Annotated in this window: 16 protein-coding genes; 5 read left to right on the forward strand and 11 right to left on the reverse strand. The window is 71.7% G+C overall.

The features are described 5' to 3' along the window. A partial coding sequence (locus EBH09_RS06410) for an FAD:protein FMN transferase (protein ID WP_193776135.1) occupies positions 1-202 on the forward strand: 202 nt, incomplete at its 5' end. Between the two features lie 274 nt (positions 203-476). On the opposite strand, the gene EBH09_RS06415 is transcribed toward EBH09_RS06410, so the two are convergent. From EBH09_RS06415 to EBH09_RS06440, 6 genes are all read right to left on the reverse strand, one after another. Next, on the reverse strand, positions 477-1,016 hold the full coding sequence (locus tag EBH09_RS06415) for an arginine repressor (RefSeq protein ID WP_121745971.1): 540 nt from the start codon (positions 1,014-1,016) through the stop codon (positions 477-479). A gap of 7 nt (positions 1,017-1,023) precedes the next feature. Beyond that, on the reverse strand, positions 1,024-2,232 hold the full coding sequence (locus EBH09_RS06420; protein ID WP_121745972.1) for an acetylornithine transaminase: 1,209 nt from the start codon (positions 2,230-2,232) through the stop codon (positions 1,024-1,026). Beyond that, positions 2,229-3,137 (reverse strand): acetylglutamate kinase, encoded by a 909-nt coding sequence (gene argB, locus EBH09_RS06425; RefSeq protein WP_121745973.1) that lies wholly within the window; start codon positions 3,135-3,137, stop codon positions 2,229-2,231. Before argB ends, EBH09_RS06420 begins: the two co-directional genes overlap by 4 nt. Then, positions 3,134-4,285, reverse strand: coding sequence for a bifunctional glutamate N-acetyltransferase/amino-acid acetyltransferase ArgJ (gene argJ / locus EBH09_RS06430; RefSeq protein ID WP_121745974.1), 1,152 nt, complete (start codon positions 4,283-4,285; stop codon positions 3,134-3,136). The genes argB and argJ overlap by 4 nt, the downstream gene beginning before the upstream one ends. Beyond that, entirely contained in the window at positions 4,282-5,310 is a 1,029-nt protein-coding gene (gene argC / locus EBH09_RS06435; RefSeq protein WP_121745975.1) for an N-acetyl-gamma-glutamyl-phosphate reductase, read from the reverse strand. Before argC ends, argJ begins: the two co-directional genes overlap by 4 nt. Before the next feature lie 95 nt (positions 5,311-5,405). Then, entirely contained in the window at positions 5,406-6,578 is a 1,173-nt protein-coding gene (locus tag EBH09_RS06440) for an epoxide hydrolase (protein WP_121745976.1), read from the reverse strand. An 81-nt stretch (positions 6,579-6,659) separates the two neighbouring features. On the opposite strand from EBH09_RS06440, the gene EBH09_RS06445 reads away from it, so the two are divergent. Continuing rightward, on the forward strand, positions 6,660-7,244 hold the full coding sequence (locus EBH09_RS06445) for a CGNR zinc finger domain-containing protein (RefSeq protein ID WP_121745977.1): 585 nt from the start codon (positions 6,660-6,662) through the stop codon (positions 7,242-7,244). Positions 7,245-7,351: 107 nt separating this feature from the next. Here EBH09_RS06445 and EBH09_RS06450 read toward each other — a convergent pair whose 3' ends face one another. Beyond that, complete coding sequence (locus EBH09_RS06450; RefSeq protein ID WP_121745978.1) at positions 7,352-9,826, reverse strand: alpha-L-arabinofuranosidase C-terminal domain-containing protein; 2,475 nt, start codon at positions 9,824-9,826, stop codon at positions 7,352-7,354. 139 nt (positions 9,827-9,965) lie between these two features. Here EBH09_RS06450 and EBH09_RS06455 point away from each other — a divergent pair, with 139 nt between their 5' ends. Continuing rightward, positions 9,966-10,427 (forward strand): DUF6314 family protein, encoded by a 462-nt coding sequence (locus EBH09_RS06455; RefSeq protein WP_193776136.1) that lies wholly within the window; start codon positions 9,966-9,968, stop codon positions 10,425-10,427. Here the strand turns inward: EBH09_RS06455 and EBH09_RS06460 are convergent. The 3 genes from EBH09_RS06460 to EBH09_RS06470 all read right to left on the reverse strand — a co-directional run bounded on the left by EBH09_RS06460 (position 10,424) and on the right by EBH09_RS06470 (position 13,001). Further along, complete coding sequence (locus EBH09_RS06460; RefSeq protein WP_121745980.1) at positions 10,424-11,002, reverse strand: histidine phosphatase family protein; 579 nt, start codon at positions 11,000-11,002, stop codon at positions 10,424-10,426. The two genes, EBH09_RS06455 and EBH09_RS06460, sit on opposite strands and share 4 nt — an antisense overlap. A 72-nt stretch (positions 11,003-11,074) precedes the next feature. Then, a complete protein-coding gene (locus EBH09_RS06465; protein WP_121745981.1) occupies positions 11,075-11,515 on the reverse strand; it encodes a GNAT family N-acetyltransferase in 441 nt (146 codons plus the stop codon). 40 nt (positions 11,516-11,555) lie between these two features. Next, positions 11,556-13,001: a PLP-dependent aminotransferase family protein gene (locus tag EBH09_RS06470; RefSeq protein ID WP_121745982.1), complete on the reverse strand. Its 1,446-nt coding sequence runs from the start codon at positions 12,999-13,001 to the stop codon at positions 11,556-11,558. Here EBH09_RS06470 and EBH09_RS06475 point away from each other — a divergent pair. Next, entirely contained in the window at positions 13,000-13,977 is a 978-nt protein-coding gene (locus EBH09_RS06475) for a DMT family transporter (protein WP_121745983.1), read from the forward strand. The two genes, EBH09_RS06470 and EBH09_RS06475, sit on opposite strands and share 2 nt — an antisense overlap. Before the next feature lie 38 nt (positions 13,978-14,015). Continuing rightward, positions 14,016-14,210: a DUF1918 domain-containing protein gene (locus tag EBH09_RS06480; RefSeq protein WP_019325174.1), complete on the forward strand. Its 195-nt coding sequence runs from the start codon at positions 14,016-14,018 to the stop codon at positions 14,208-14,210. 12 nt (positions 14,211-14,222) lie between these two features. Here EBH09_RS06480 and EBH09_RS06485 read toward each other — a convergent pair. Next, the coding region (locus EBH09_RS06485) for a family 10 glycosylhydrolase (RefSeq protein WP_121745984.1) at positions 14,223-15,309 on the reverse strand (1,087 nt) is incomplete at its 5' end.

The raw sequence follows: 15,309 nt of genomic DNA on the forward strand, positions 1-15,309 counted from the left end.
CTCCGCGGTGACCGACCTGGTGGCGGTGACGGTGGTGGCGCCACGGCTGACGTGGGCGGACTGCTGGGCGACGGCGGCGTTCGCGATGGGGTCGCGGGAGGGGTTGCGGTGGCTGGAGTCCCTGGACGGGGTCGAGGGGCTGTTGGTGACTGCGGGGGACGAGGTGCGGTGCACGGGGGGTCTGGCGGGGTGGCTGGGGTGAACGGCGCCTTGTGGCGAACGGCGCTGCGGCTGAGGTACCGGGGTGTCACTCGCCCGCGTTGGCGGGGTGTCTCCCCCACTCTCGGCTCCGCTCGAAGCGGGAGGTGCCCCACCGCCCGCCCGTGCCGCTCCGTGCCGACCCTGGGGGTACCTCGCAGGCCGTTCAGGCACTGAGGGAGGCACGACTCCCGCAGCTGGGGGAAGGGGGCGCGGGGAACTGCGCGACCGGCCACCGATCACCCGCACCCTGCCTACGGCACAAGCCGCCGCGGCGCTCAGTGGCCGTTCTGAGCCAACCGCAGCAAATGGTCCGCCAGCGCCTGCCCACCCGTAGGCTCCCTGCTGATCAGCATCAGCGTGTCGTCTCCCGCGATCGTCCCCAGGATGTCGTGCAGCTCCGCCTGGTCGATCGCCGAGGCGAGGAACTGCGCCGCCCCCGGAGGGGTCCGCAGGACCACGAGGTTCGCGGACGCCTCCGCGGAGATCAGCAGCTCCGCCGAGAGCCGCCGCATCCGCTCCTCCTTCGCCGACCCCCCGAGCGGCGCCCGCGGGGTGCGGAAACCGCCCTCGCTGGGCACCGCGTAGATGAGGTCGCCGTCGGTGTTGCGGATCTTCACCGCGTTCAGCTCGTCCAGATCCCGGGAGAGCGTCGCCTGCGTCACGGTCAGCCCGTCGTCGGCGAGCAGCTTCGCCAGCTGGCTCTGCGAGCGCACCGCCTGCCGGTTGAGGATGTCCACGATCCGGCGGTGGCGTGCGGTGCGGGTCTGCGGAAGGGCGGGCCCGGCCGTCTGCTCGTGCTCCTGCGCATGGCTCATCGTCGTCTCATTCTCCGGATCGTCCGTCCCCGTGGGCCGCCTCGGCGGCCTGGTCAAGGATGCCGGGCAGCGCCCCGAGGAACGCGTCCACCACGTCGTCGCCGAGGTTCAGCGCCGGCATCAGCCGTACGACATCGGGTGCGGGCGCGTTCACCAGGATTCCGGCGTCCTGAGCCGCCTGCTGCACCTGAGCGGCGAGCGGCTCGGTGAGCACGATACCCAGGAGCAGTCCCGCCCCCCGGACGTGGCCGACGAGCGGATGGCCGAGCGCCTCCACCCCGCCCCGCAGCTTCTCGCTCTGCCGCTTGACGTTGTCCAGCAGCCCCTCGTCCGCGATGGTGTCGAGGACGGCGAGTCCGGCGGCGCAGGCGACCGGGTTGCCGCCGAAGGTCGTGCCGTGCTGGCCGGGCTGGAGCAGCTCGGCCGCGCGGCCGAAGGCGACGGTCGCGCCCAGCGGCAGTCCGCCGCCGAGGCCCTTGGCGAGGGTGACGACGTCCGGGAGGACGCCCTCGTGTGCCTGGTACTCGAACCAGTGCCCGGTCCGGCCGACACCGGTCTGCACCTCGTCCAGGACGAGCAGCGCGCCGGTGGCGGCGGTGATGGCGCGGGCGGCCTTCAGGTAGCCGGGGGGCGGGACGACGACGCCGTTCTCGCCCTGGATCGGCTCGATGATCACCAGGGCCGTCTCCTCGGTGACCGCGGCGGCCAGCGCCTGCGGGTCGCCGTACGGCACGTGCGTGACGTCGCCGGGCAGCGGCAGGAACGGTTCCCGCTTGCCGGGCTGGCCGGTCAGGGCCAGCGCGCCCATGGTGCGGCCGTGGAAGCCGCCGTCGGTGGCGACCATGCGCGGCCGCCCGGTCAGCCGGCCGATCTTGAAGGCACCCTCGTTGGCCTCGGCGCCGGAGTTGCAGAAGTAGACCTTGCCGTCGCGGCCGAAGCGCTGGAGCAGCCGTTCGGCGAGGGAGACGGGCGGCTCGGCGACGAAGAGGTTGGAGACGTGACCGAGGGAGGCGATCTGCCGGCTCACCGCCTCCACCACGGCCGGATGGGCGTGGCCGAGCGCGTTGACCGCGATGCCGCCGACGAAGTCGAGGTACTCCTTGCCGTCGGCGTCCCGGAGCCGGGAGCCCTCGCCGCCCACCAGGGGCAGGCGCGGGGTGCCGTAGTTGTTCATGAGCGCGCCCTGCCAGCGGGCGGTCAGCTCCTGGTTGGTCATGCGGCATCCCCCTCTTGCTCGTCGGGCACGACCATCGTGCCGATGCCCTCGTCGGTGAAGATCTCCAGCAGGATCGAGTGCTGGACCCGGCCGTCGATGACGCGGGCGGTGGTGACGCCGTTGCGTACGGCGTGCAGGCAGCCCTCCATCTTCGGCACCATGCCCGAGGACAGGTCCGGCAGCAGTTTCTCCAACTGGGAGGCGGTGAGGCGGCTGATCACCTCGTCGGAGTCCGGCCAGTCCTCGTAGAGGCCCTCGACGTCGGTGAGGACCATGAGAGTCTCGGCGCCGAGCGCCGCAGCGAGTGCCGCAGCCGCCGTATCAGCATTGACGTTGTAGACATGGTGGTCGTCCTGGGAGCGGGCGATCGACGAGACGACCGGGATGCGGCCGTCGGCGAGCAGCGCCTCGATGGCGCCGGTGTCGATCTCGGTGATCTCGCCGACCCGCCCGATGTCGACGAACTCGCCGTCGATCTCGGGCTGGTGCCTGGTGGCGGTGATGGTGTGCGCGTCCTCGCCGGTGAGGCCGACGGCGAACGGCCCGTGCTGGTTGAGCAGTCCGACCAGCTCTCGCTGCACCTGCCCGGCCAGCACCATCCGTACGACGTCCATGGCGTCCTCGGTGGTGACGCGCAGGCCGGCCTTGAACTCGCTGACGATGCCGGCCTTGTCGAGCGCCCGGCTGATCTGCGGGCCGCCGCCGTGCACGACGACGGGCTTGAGGCCGGCGTGGCGCAGGAAGACGACGTCCTGGGCGAAGGCGGCCTTCAGGTCCTCGTCCACCATGGCGTTGCCGCCGAACTTGATGACGACGGTCTTGCCGTGGTGCCGGGTCAGCCAGGGCAGCGCCTCGATGAGGATCTGCGCCTTGGGGAGCGCGGTGTGCTTCCTCGTCGTGCTCATGAGCTGTACGCGCTGTTCTCGTGGACGTAGTCGGCGGTGAGGTCGTTGGTCCAGATGGTGGCGGTGGCGTCGCCGGCGGCGAGGTCGGCCACGACGTGGACTTCCCGGTAGCGCATGTCGACCAGCTCGCGGTCCTCGCCGACGCCGCCGTTCTTGCAGACCCAGACGCCGTTGATGGCGACGTTGAGGCGGTCCGGCTCGAAGGCGGCGGACGTGGTGCCGATCGCGGAGAGCACGCGGCCCCAGTTGGGGTCCTCGCCGTGGATGGCGCACTTGAGGAGGTTGTTGCGGGCGATGGTGCGGCCCACCTGGACGGCGTCGTCCTCGGTCGCGGCGTTCACGACCTCGACCCTGATGTCCTTGCTGGCGCCCTCGGCGTCCCGGATGAGCTGCTGCCCGAGGTCGTCGCAGACGGTGCGTACGGCTTCGGCGAACGCCTCGTACTCCGGGGTCAGCCCGGCAGCACCCGAGGCGAGCAGCAGCACCGTGTCGTTGGTGGACATGCAGCCGTCGGAGTCGACGCGGTCGAAGGTGACCCGGGTGGCGTCGCGCAGGGCGCGGTCGAGCACCTCGGTGCCGAGGTCGGCGTCGGTGGTGAGGACGACGAGCATGGTGGCGAGGCCCGGCGCGAGCATGCCGGCGCCCTTGGCCATGCCGCCGACGGTCCAGCCGTCCTTGGTCACGACGGACGTCTTGTGCACGGTGTCGGTGGTCTTGATGGCGATGGCGGCCTTCTCACCACCGTGCTCGGACAGCTGACCGGCGGCGGTCTCGACGCCCGGCAGCAGCTTGTCCATGGGAAGCAGTACGCCGATGAGCCCGGTGGAGCAGACGGCGACCTCTCCGGCGCCGGTGCCGAGCACCTCGGCGGCCTTCTCGGCGGTCGCGTGGGTGTCCTGGAAGCCCTTGGGCCCGGTGCAGGCGTTGGCGCCGCCCGAGTTCAGGACGACGGCGGACACCTGCCCGCCCTTCAGCACCTGCTCGGACCAGAGCACCGGCGCGGCCTTGACGCGGTTGGAGGTGAAGACGCCCGCGGCGGCGCGGCGGGGGCCGGTGTTGACCACGAGGGCCAGGTCCGGGTTTCCGCTGTCCTTGATCCCGGCGGCGATACCGGCCGCCGTGAACCCCTTTGCTGCCGTCACACTCACGGCGCGACTCCGATCGTCGTCAGTCCGGTGGCCTCGTCGAGACCCAGGGCGATGTTCATGCTCTGGACGGCACCGCCCGCGGTGCCCTTGGCCAGGTTGTCGATGGCGCTGATGGCGATGATGCGGCTTGCGGCGGCGTCGTACGCGACCTGGATCTGAACGGCGTTGGAACCGTAGACGGACGCGGTCGCCGGCCACTGGCCCTCGGGCAGCAGGTGCACGAAGGGCTCGTCGGCGAAGGCCTTCTCGTAGGCGGCGCGGACGGACTCGGCGGTGACGCCGGGCTTCGCCTTGGCGGTGCAGGTGGCGAGGATGCCGCGGGGCATCGGCGCGAGGGTCGGCGTGAACGAGACGGTGACCGGTTCGCCCGCCACCGCGCCGAGGTTCTGCATCATCTCGGGAGTGTGCCGGTGCAGACCCCCGACGCCGTACGGTGACATGGAGCCCATCACCTCGCTGCCCAGCAGGTGCGGCTTGGCCGCCTTACCCGCGCCGGAGGTGCCGGAGGCGGCGACGATCACGGCCTCGGGCTCGGCGAGCGAGGCGGCGTATGCCGGGAAGAGCGCCAGGGACACGGCGGTCGGGTAGCAACCGGGCACCGCGACGCGCCTGGACCCCTCCAGCGCGGCGCGGGCACCCGGCAGTTCGGGCAGGCCGTAGGGCCAGGTGCCGGCGTGCGGAGAACCGTAGAACCGCTCCCAGTCACCGGCGTCCTTCAGCCGGAAGTCGGCACCCATGTCCACGACCAGCACGTCCGGCCCGAGCTGCTCGGCGACGGCGGCGGACTGGCCGTGCGGCAGCGCGAGGAAGACGACATCGTGCCCGGCCAGCACCTCGGGCGCCGTCGCCTGCAGGACCCGGTCGGCCAGCGGCAGCAGCTGCGGCTGCAGCGCGCCGAGCCGCTGTCCCGCGTTGGAGTTGCCGGTCAGGGCGCCGATCTCGACCTCGGGGTGCGCGAGGAGCAGACGCAGCAGCTCACCGCCCGCATACCCACTCGCTCCGGCCACCGCCGCACGTACCGCCATGACATCCTCCTCTTCGATGGCATGACTATACGTATCGCTGCACGTTTATGCAATCCGCTCCCGCCGGCCCTCGGCAGCCGGTCACCCAGCCGTGTTCACCGATGGGCGGCCAGTACCTCCGCGAGGCCCTCCCGCAGGTCTTCGACGAAATAGCGGGGGACCTCCAGCGACGGGAAATGCCCCCCGGCCTCGGGTGACCTCCAGCGGACGATCCGGCGGTACCTCTCCCGCGCCCAGGCGCGCGGGCTCTTCTCGATGTCGCGGGGGTACATAGTGATCGCCGACGGGACGTCGACCCGGAGTTCGGGGTCGAGTGAGTTGTGGCTTTCGTAGTAGATGCGGGCCGCCGACGCGCCGGTCCGCGTCAGCCAGTACAGGGTGACGTCGTCGAGAACGCGGTCCCTGGAGAGCGTCTCGAACGGGCTGTCCTCGGTGTCCGACCACTCGGCGAACTTGTCGAGGATCCAGGCAAGAAGCCCGACCGGGGAGTCGACGAGTGAGTACCCGATGGTCTGCGGCCGGGTCGCCTGCTGCTTCGCGTACGCCGCGCGGTGTTGCCAGAAATCGCGGGTTTCCTCGGTCCACCGGCGCTCGATCGCCGTCAGCCCGTCCGTCGTCAACCCGGGCGGGGCCTCCGCGAACGTGGTGTGGATGCCGAGAACGTGTGCCGGGAACCTGCCGCCGAGGACCGTGGTGATATTGCCTCCCCAGTCACCGCCGTGGGCCACGAACTCGCCGTAGCCGAGCCTTCCCATCAGTTCGACCCATGCGGCCGCGATCTTCTCCGTTCCCCACCCGGTGGTGGCCGGCTTGTCGCTGTACCCGAAGCCCGGCAGCGACGGGACCACGACGTGGAACGCCGGCGAGTCCACATCCTTCGGATCCGCCAGCTCGTCCACCACATCGGTGAACTCGGCGATGCTGCCCGGCCAGCCGTGTGTCAGGACCAAAGGAGTGGCATCCGCGCGCACGGACCGGCGGTGCAGGAAGTGGATCCCCAGACCGTCAATGGTCGTGCGGAACTGGCCGATCCGGTTGAGGCGCGCCTCGAACGACCGCCAGTCGTACCCGGTGCGCCAGTAGTTCACGACATCGACGAGATCGGCGAGAGGAACGCCCTGCCCCCATCGGCGCGAGCCGGGACCGGCGCCATGGACCGTCTCAGCCTCCGGCAGCCGCGCCGCGGCCAGTCGCGCGCGCAGATCGTCGAGGTCGGCGTCGGTCGCGTGGGCTTCGAATGCTTGCACGTCGCCGCTTGGGCGGGGCATGAGACCTCCTGGCTTCGTGGAACCGGCTAAGACGGTTCTAGCAGCCCTCCGAGTCACGTCGCAACCAGCTATGGTGGTTCCATGCGTGCCGACTACCCTGACTTCCGCCTCGGTTCGGTGCTGGCGACCAGCTTCACGGGGACTCTGTCGGAGCGTCACGGCGACGCAGTGGAGCGGATTCCCGTGCCGCACCGGCTCGTCGACTGGCTGGCCGTGTACGGCCTCGCCGTGGACTCCTGCACCACTGCCCAGCTCGGCCTGGCCCGGGAACTGAGGGAGTCGATCCACGCCGCCGCGACAGCGGCCGCGGTCCGGGACGCCCTCCCCGCGGCCGCTGTCCACGTCATCAATGACCGCAGCGCCCAGGGCCGGGCCGCGGCCATCCTGACGCCCGAGGGCGAGCGGCAGTGGCGGCTCAGCCCGGCTTCCGGCGTGGAAGACGCCCTCAGCGTGATCGCCGCCGACGCGATCAGCGTCATCTCGGGCGAACGGGACGGAAGGCTGGCCTTGTGCGCCTCACCGACCTGCCGAGCCGCCTTCTTCGACACCAGCCGGAGCCGCACCCGCAGATGGTGCGACATGAACACGTGCGGCAATCGTCAGAAGAAGGCGCGCTTCAATGCCAATCACCGCTCCACGCCCCCTGCGCACGGCACCGGGCACTGAGCGCGCTGCCGTACCGGGACGGGTGCGTCCTGTGCCGCGGGTAAGGGGCGCGCCGGTTCGGGGCCGGGGCGACCGCGCAGGCTGACGCGGCCGCCCCGGGTCGGGATCTACCGCTGTCTGATCCGCAGGAACGTCACCGAGTTCGCCGGGAAGGTGTAGGTGAACTCGCTCGCCGCTCCCGAGAAGGTCGACCGCACCGGGGTGACCGGTGTGTCCGTCTCGGTGTTGACCGCCTCCGGGTCGGCGGCCAGCGTGGTGACGCGGGCCTTGGAGGCGACCTTGGCGCCGCCGAGGTCGACGGCGGTGCGGGCCGCCGTGTCCTGGGCGTTGACGACCTTGACGATCAGCTCGCCGGTCCGCGCGTCCTCGGTGACGATCTGGCGGAACGGCTCGGCCGGCTTGTCGTCGGTGAAGCTGCCCCACTCCTCGCCGTCGAGGTAGAGGGTCACCTGGCGGCCCCGCACCTTGATGTCGATGTCGTAGGCGCGGCCCGTCTCGATGGAGCCGGCCTTGGAGACGAGCGTCGACTTGCCGCCGTCCGAGGCCTGCTCGACGGCGGACTGGGTGTTGTTCCAGCCGCCCAGGTTCCACCAGTAGTAGTTGCCGGTGTCCTTGACGCCGAAGGCGACGAGGAACCCCTCCTTGCCGGACTTCTTGGTGGCCGTCACATGCAGGTCGTAGTTCTGCCAGGTCGGGTCGCCCGCCGTGACCAGGGTGTTCTCGGCGGCGGCGTCCGTCTGGACGTATGCGCCGTCCTGGACGGTCCAGCTGCCGGTGCCCGAGTGGGTCCACTGCGCGGCGTCACCGGAGAAGCCGTCGGCCAGGAGGGTCTTCCCGTCCGCCGACGTCACCTTCACGTCGTCGTACGCCGCGCTGGTCGCCCAGGTCGACAGGCCGACGGCGCCGGTGATCGGGCCGCTGACGGCCGGTGTGCCGGTCGCCGACGAGGGGACGACCCGGTCGCCGGTGTTGTTCATGAAGAGCTTCTGGACCTCGTAGTTGGCCGAGTTCCAGGACGCGTGGTTGTTGAACCAGATCATGTCCGGGCTCCACTGCACGTAGTCCTCGTTGGCGAGCAGCGGGGCGTAGGAGGCGAGCTTGACGATGTCCGCGTTGCGTTCGAGGCCGGTCATGAAGGCGGCCTCGGACAGCGCGTTCTTCCAGGCGTTGCCCTGGGAGGCGTACTCGCCGAGGAAGACCTTGGGGCCGTTCCGGTCGTACGAGTCGTAGCGGTCGTTGTTCTGGAGGAACCACTGCGGGCTGTTGTAGTAGTGCTCGTCGACCATGTCGACGCCGGCCTCGCGGTTCAGCTGCCAGGCGGTGTCGAAGGTGGTGCCGGAGTCGTCCGGGCCGGAGTTGGAGACGACGGTGATGTCGGGATACCTCGCCTCGATGGCGGCGCGGAACCGCTTGAAGCGGGTCATGAACTCCCGGGGGAGGTTCTCCTCGTTGCCTACGCCGATGTGGGTGAGGTGGAAGGGCTTCGGGTGGCCCATCTCGGCGCGCACACCGCCCCACTCACTGGTGCGGGGGCCGTTGGCGAACTCGATGAGGTCAAGGGTGTCCTGGATGTGCCGCTCCAGCAGCGCGTCGTCGTCGGTGGCCTTGTTCTGGCCGCAGCCGGTGACCAGGGCGGGCACGACGGGCAGCGGCATGGCGCCGATGTCCTCGGCGAATCGGAAGTACTCGTAGTAGCCGAGGCCGTAGCTCTGGTTGTAGCCCCAGAAGTTGGCGTTGGTGGCGCGCTCCTCGACCGGGCCGACGGTGTCCTTCCACTGGTAGCTGCGTTCGCGCTGCCAGCCGCTCGCCTCGCTGTAGTCCTCCATGGAGCCGGTGTTGACCAGGCAGCCGCCGGGGAAGCGCAGGAAGCCGGGGTCGAGGGCCTCGATCCTCTCGGCGAGATCCTTGCGCAGGCCGTTGGACTGGTGCCTGTAAGTGTCGCGGGGGAAGAGGGACACCATGTCGAGGGCGGCGGGGGCGGTGGTGGCGACGGCGAGGCGGCCGCGGCTGCTGGTGCGGGTCGCCGTGAAGGTGGCGGTGTACTTGCGCCACTCCCCCTTGGCGGCGACCTGGCGGACCTTGGCGAGCGCGCCCGCGGCGTCCCGGAGGGTGACGGTGAGGGTGGTGCCGCTCTCGGCGCGGGCCCACACCGAGAAGTCGTACTTCTCGCCCTTCTCCACCCGGATACCGGTGTTGTATCCGGCGTTGGCGACGGAGGAACCGGCCCCCAGGGAGAGGTAGTTGCGGTTGCGCTCGTTGAGGCGGCCGTCGTCGTTCACGACCTGCGCCGCGCCCTCGGCCGCCCAGGAGGTGAGCGGGGTGTACGAGGCGTTGTCGGCGGTGGAGTACTCGAAGGACCGGTTCTGCACGAGTTCGGCGTACAGGCCGCCGTCGGCGGCACGGTTGATGTCCTCGTAGAAGACGCCGTACATCGCGTCGTCGATCGCGGCGCCCTCGGCGGACGGGTCGACGGTGATCGTGTAGTCGGTGACGGCCTCCGCGTGTGCCGGGGACGGCAGCAGGGCGGAAGCCGTCAGGAGGGCGGTGACGCTGAGACCGAGTCTCCAGCGGGTGCGTGACATGGATACTCCGCGGCTCTCACTAGATCGTTCGAAATATCGGACATTGGTCAGCACTTCGAACGGCAAGATAGGGAGGGGGCGGAGGCGCGTCAATGGGTCGCGCGGCAACCAGTGGTCCGGGGGCGGAAAGCGGGTGGAAATGGGCGAGTTGTGGCCGGTGCCGGATGTGCTGGCGTATCTCGCGGGCCGGTGGCGCACCCGGCGGACGGTGCGGGATCTGGCGAGCGGCGCGGAGGGTCTCTTCGAGGGGGCCACCGCCTTCGACGCGCTCGCCGGCGGCGGTCTGCTGAGCCGGGAGTCCGGAGCCTTCACCTGGCAGGGCGTGACCCGCCCCGCCGAGCGGACGCTGCGCTACGAACCGGGGGCGACGCCGGGCACCGCCGAGGTGCGTTTCGCGGACGGCAGGCCCTTCCACGGCCTGGACCTGTCCTCGGGGCACCACGTGGCCGACCACCCGTGCGCCGCCGACCTCTACCGCGGCGAGTTCACCGTCCGGGACGGCGACCACTGGCGGACGGTGTGGCGGGTGGGCGGCCCGGCGAAGGACCTGCTGCTCACCACGGACCACACCCGTGAGACGGGTGACAGCCGGATGCCCTAGGCGGGCGCCCCTTCGAAGCGAAGGTTCCAGCGGCCCGCGCAGCCCGTGACGGTGGTCGTCGACAGGGGGCGCACGTCCAGGTTCCAGTACGTCGCGGGCGGCGCCTTCAACGCGTAGACCAGCGCGGCCCGGATCACGGACGGCTCGGCCACGGCGACGATGCGGTCGCCGTCCCCGCCGGGACGGGTGTCGAGCCAGCCGCCGACCCTGGTGATGAAGGCCAGCAGCGACTCCCCGCCGTGCGGGGCCGTCCGCGGGTCGGCGAGCCAGGCGTCCACCGCCGCCGGCTCCCGGGCCATGGCCTCGCCGAGGGTCAGCCCGCGCCAGCGGCCCATGTCGCACTCCCGCAGGGCGAGTTGCACCAGCGGCGCGAAGCCGATGGCGTCGCCGGTGGCACGGCTGCGGGGCGTGGGCGAGCAGTAGCGCAGCTCGGACGCCGCGAGCGGCAGCAGATCGCCCGCGGCGCGCAGCACCTCGTCCCAGCCCGCCTGGTCCAGCGGCCGGTCGTCGTCGAAACGCTCCGCGAGCAGCGGTGAGCTGCGTGCGGCCGCGACGAACGTGACCCGAAGCGCCATGCGGTGATGGTGCTGTCCGGAGGTGCGCAGGTCAAGAGGTGTACCTGTGGGTTACCCAGGGTGCGCCACGGCTCACCGGCCGAAGGCGAGCGCCATCCACTGGTCGGGGCGGTCCAGCGCCGTGAAGCCGAGCTTCTCGTAGACGCCGTGCGCGTCGTGCGTGGCCAGCAGGATGCGCCGCAACCCGTCCGGCAGCAGGTGCTCGCGCACGGCCGCGACCAGTGCCGTACCGAGGCCCTTGGCGCGTACCGAGGGGTCGACGTACACGTCGCACAGCCAGGCGAAGGTCGCCCGGTCGGTGACGACTCGGGCGTAGGCCACCTGCTCCCCGGACACCGCGTCGTAGACCCCGAAGTTGAGCGAGCCCCCGATCGCCCGGTCCTGCTTCTCCCGGGTCCGACCGAGCGCCCAGTACGCGTCGGTGGACAGCCAGTGGTGCACGCGCCCGGCGTCGATCCGGTGCGGGTCGGTGGAGATCTCGTAGCCCTCGGGGAGGGGTGGTGTCGCCGTCATGCCGGGATGCTCGCAGCGGCGGTGAGGCCGCGTCGACCCTTTATGGACGTCCGCCGCGCACCTCCGCGCAGGCCGAGCGCAGGCGCCGTACCCCTTCCGCGATCTCCCCGACGCCGCCGACCGCCGCGAAGCTGAGCCGGAGATGGGCGGCCGGGGGCTCGGCACTGAAGTACGGGCGGCCCGGGGTGATCGCGACGCCCGCCCGCAGGGCCGCCGAGGTGAGCGCCGACTCGTCGGTGCCCTCGGGCAGGCGCAGCCACAGGTGGTAGCCGCCGGAGGGGATGTGGGGCAGGGACACCTCGGGCAGGTGCAGTCGCAGGGCGGAGGTCATCGCGTCCCGGCGGACCTTCAGCTCCGCCGAGACGGCGCGCAGATGGCGCGGCCAGGCGGGCGAGCCGACGAGTTCCAGCGCCGCCTCCTGGAGGGGCCGGGGCACGAAGAAGGTGTCGACGACCTGGATGGCCCGCAGCCGCTCCAGCACCGGTCCGCGCGCGGCCAGGGCGCTGACCCGGAAGCTGGGCGAGGTCGCCTTGGTCAGCGAGCAGACGTGGACGACGACGCCGTCCGGGTCGTCGGCGGCGAGCGGGGCGGGCAGCGGGCCCGAGTCCTCGTGCACCAGCCGCCGTACGAAGTCGTCCTCGACGACGAAGGCGCCGGCCGCGCGGGCGATGCGCAGCACCTCGCCGCGCCGCTCGGGGGCGAGCACGGCACCGGTCGGGTTCTGGAACAAGGGCTGGCAGACGAAGACGCGGGCGCCGGTCGCCCGGAAGGCGTCGGCGAGCAGGGCCGGCCGCACACCGTCCGCGTCCACGGGGACCGGCACCGGGCGCAGCCCGGCCGCCCGCGCGATGGCCAGCATGCCGGGGTACGTCGGGGACTCGACGAGGACGGCGGTACCGGGCGGCGCGAGGGCGCGCAGGGCGGTGGTCAGCGCGGACTGGCCGCCCGCGGTGATCAGCACCTCCGCCGCCGTGATCGCCCCGCCGACGCTGCGAGCGAACCACTCCCGCAGTTCCGGCAGTCCCTCCATCGGCGGCCTGCCCCACGCACCGGGGCGCCGCCCGGCCCGGGACAGGGCCGCCGCCATCGCCCGCTCCGGCTGCAGCGACGTGTGCAGGTAGCCGCCGTTGAACTCCACGACGCCGGGCGGTGGCGCGGCCAGCGAGACCAGGACTCCGGAGGCGTCCACCGAGCGCGGTACGAGGTCGGCGGCACCGTCGGCGCTGAGCGCGACCTCCTGCCACGAGGTGTCCCCGGAGGACACGGCCGACTCGCGTTGCCGAGCGCGGAAGGCCCCGGCGCCGGGCCGGGTGACCACCAGCCCCTCGGCGGCCAGCTGCGCCAGGGCGCGGGAGACGGTCACCGGGCTCACCCGGAACCGGTCGACGAGGGCCCGGCTGGACGGGAGCTTTTCACCGGGCGAGTAGCGGTCGAGCTCCCGCCGCAGCTGGTTCGCCAGGTCAGCGACACTGCTACGCTCATGCATGAGAGCACAGAGTAGCGCTACCACCTCGACAGCGATAGCAGTCGACGGTCCGGGCACCACAGTCGGCACCGGCTCGTCCGGCACCGGCCCGCTCGGCACCCTTCAGGCAGCCGTGGGTGTCGTCGCCTTCTCCCTCACCTTCCCCGCCACCGCCTGGGGTCTGGAGGGCTTCGGCCCCTGGTCCCTGATCGCCGTGCGCAGCGTCCTCGCCGCGGTGATCGCGGGCGGCTGCCTGCTGGCGGTGGGGGTCCCCCCGCGCGAGCGAAGCCGAGCGCGGGGGAGGGTGCCGCTTCCCGAGCGGCGGCACTGGTTCGGTCTCGCGGTGGTGGGCGGCGGCGTCGTCCTCGGCTTCCCGCTGCTGACCACGCTCGCCCTGCAGACCTCCACCACCGCGCACGCCGCCGTCGTGGTGGGCCTGCTCCCGCTGACCACCGCGCTGCTGTCCGCGCTGCGTCTGGGCACCCGCCCCTCGCGCACCTTCTGGATCGCGGCCCTGGCGGGTGCGGCGGCCGTGCTCGCCTTCACGGTGCAGCAGAGCGGCGGCGCCCTGACCACGGCCGACGCGTATCTCTTCGGGGCCCTGTTGGTGTGCGCGGCCGGCTACACCGAGGGCGGCCGGCTGGCCCGGGTGATGCCGGGCTGGCAGGTCATCGGCTGGGCGCTGGTGCTGTGCGTGCCGCTGACCGTGCCGATGGCCGCCGTGGCCCTGTCCTTCGAGCCGGTGCACCTGACGGCGCACAGCGTGACCGGGCTGCTGTGGGTGGCGGCGGGCTCGCAGTTCCTGGGCCTGGTCGTCTGGTACCGGGGCATGGCGGCCATCGGCATCCCCAAGGCCAGCCAGTTGCAACTGGCCCAACCGCTGCTCACACTGGTGTGGTCGGTACTTCTCCTGGGCGAGCACCTGACGGTGGCCGCCCCGCTGACGGCCGCGGCGGTACTGATCTGCATCGCGGTCACCCAGCGGGCCCGGGGGTAGGGCCTGCCCTGCGGCACACAGGTGAGGAGGCCTCACACATGCGAGCAACCAAGGGCGATCAGCTGATCCAGCACGGCCGGGTTGTCGGTGAGCACGACAAGGTCGCGGAAATCGTCGAAGTCATGGGCAAGGAAGGCGCACCCCCGTACCGGGTCCGGTTCGAGGACGGGCACGAGGCGGTGTGCTCGCCCGGCCCCGACTCCGAAATCCGGCACAGGGAGATCCAGCTGTAGCCGGCGCCGGTCCTACCCGTTCCCGCGGGAGGTGCCGGCCGCCCGCGCGTAGTGGTCGGCACTCACCCGCGCCATCGCCCCGATCCGGTCCTCCGCCACTTCCTTCGCGGAGAAGAAGACGTGCCCGCGCACCTCGGGGTGCTGCCGGGCCAGCGTGAGGTGCCGGGACAGTTCGGCGGGGTCCTGCCACGCGGCGGGCTGCGCCGGGTCACCCGCCTTGTACAGGGCCTCACCCGCGTACAACTCGGTCCGGCTGCCCTTGGCCACCTCCGCCCACCAGGGGAGCAGCTTCGCGTAGTCGGCGGCGTCCAGGCCGATGTTCCAGTACAGCTGCGGCACGATGTAGTCGAGCCAGCCCTCGCGCACCCACTTGCGGGTGTCCGCGTGCAGGTCGTCGTAGGTCTGTACGCCCGCCCTGGTGTCCGAGCCCTTCGCGTCGGTGGCGGCGTTGCGCCACACCCCGAACGGGCTGACCCCGAACCGGGCGGCCGGCCGGACCTTCTTGACCCGCTCCGCGGTCTCGCGCACCAGCAGGTCGATGTTGTCCCGCCGCCAGGCGGCCCTGGTGGCGAAGCCGCTGCCGAAGGTGCTGTAGGTCCCGCCGTCGTCGAAGCTCTGGCCCGCCACCGGATACGGGTAGAAGTAGTCGTCGAAGTGGACGCCGTCCACGGCGTACTTCCCCACCGCGTCCATCATCGCGTCCTGGACGAAGGACCGGACCTCGGGCAGTCCCGGGTTGTAGTAGAGCTTCCCGCCGTACGGCACGACCCATCCCGGGTTCTTGCGCCCGGGGTGGGACGGCACGAGGCGGGCCGGGTCGTCGTGCGTGGCGACGCGGTACGGGTTGAACCAGGCGTGCAGCTCCAGGCCGCGGGCGTGGGCCTCCTGCACGGCGGTGCCCAGTGGGTCCCAGCCCGGGTCGCGGCCCTGGCTGCCGGACAGGTACTCCGACCACGGCTCGTACGCCGACGGCCACAGCGCGTCGGCCGTGGGACGCACCTGGAAGATCACGGTGTTGAGGCCGTGCCGCACCGCGTTGTCGAGATGCTCGATCAGTTCCGCGCGCTGCTCCGCCGCGCGAAGCCCCGCGCGGGTGGGC

Origin of the sequence: Streptomyces sp. E2N166 (assembly GCF_003671715.1) — a bacterium.
Classification (GTDB): domain Bacteria; phylum Actinomycetota; class Actinomycetes; order Streptomycetales; family Streptomycetaceae; genus Streptomyces; species Streptomyces thinghirensis.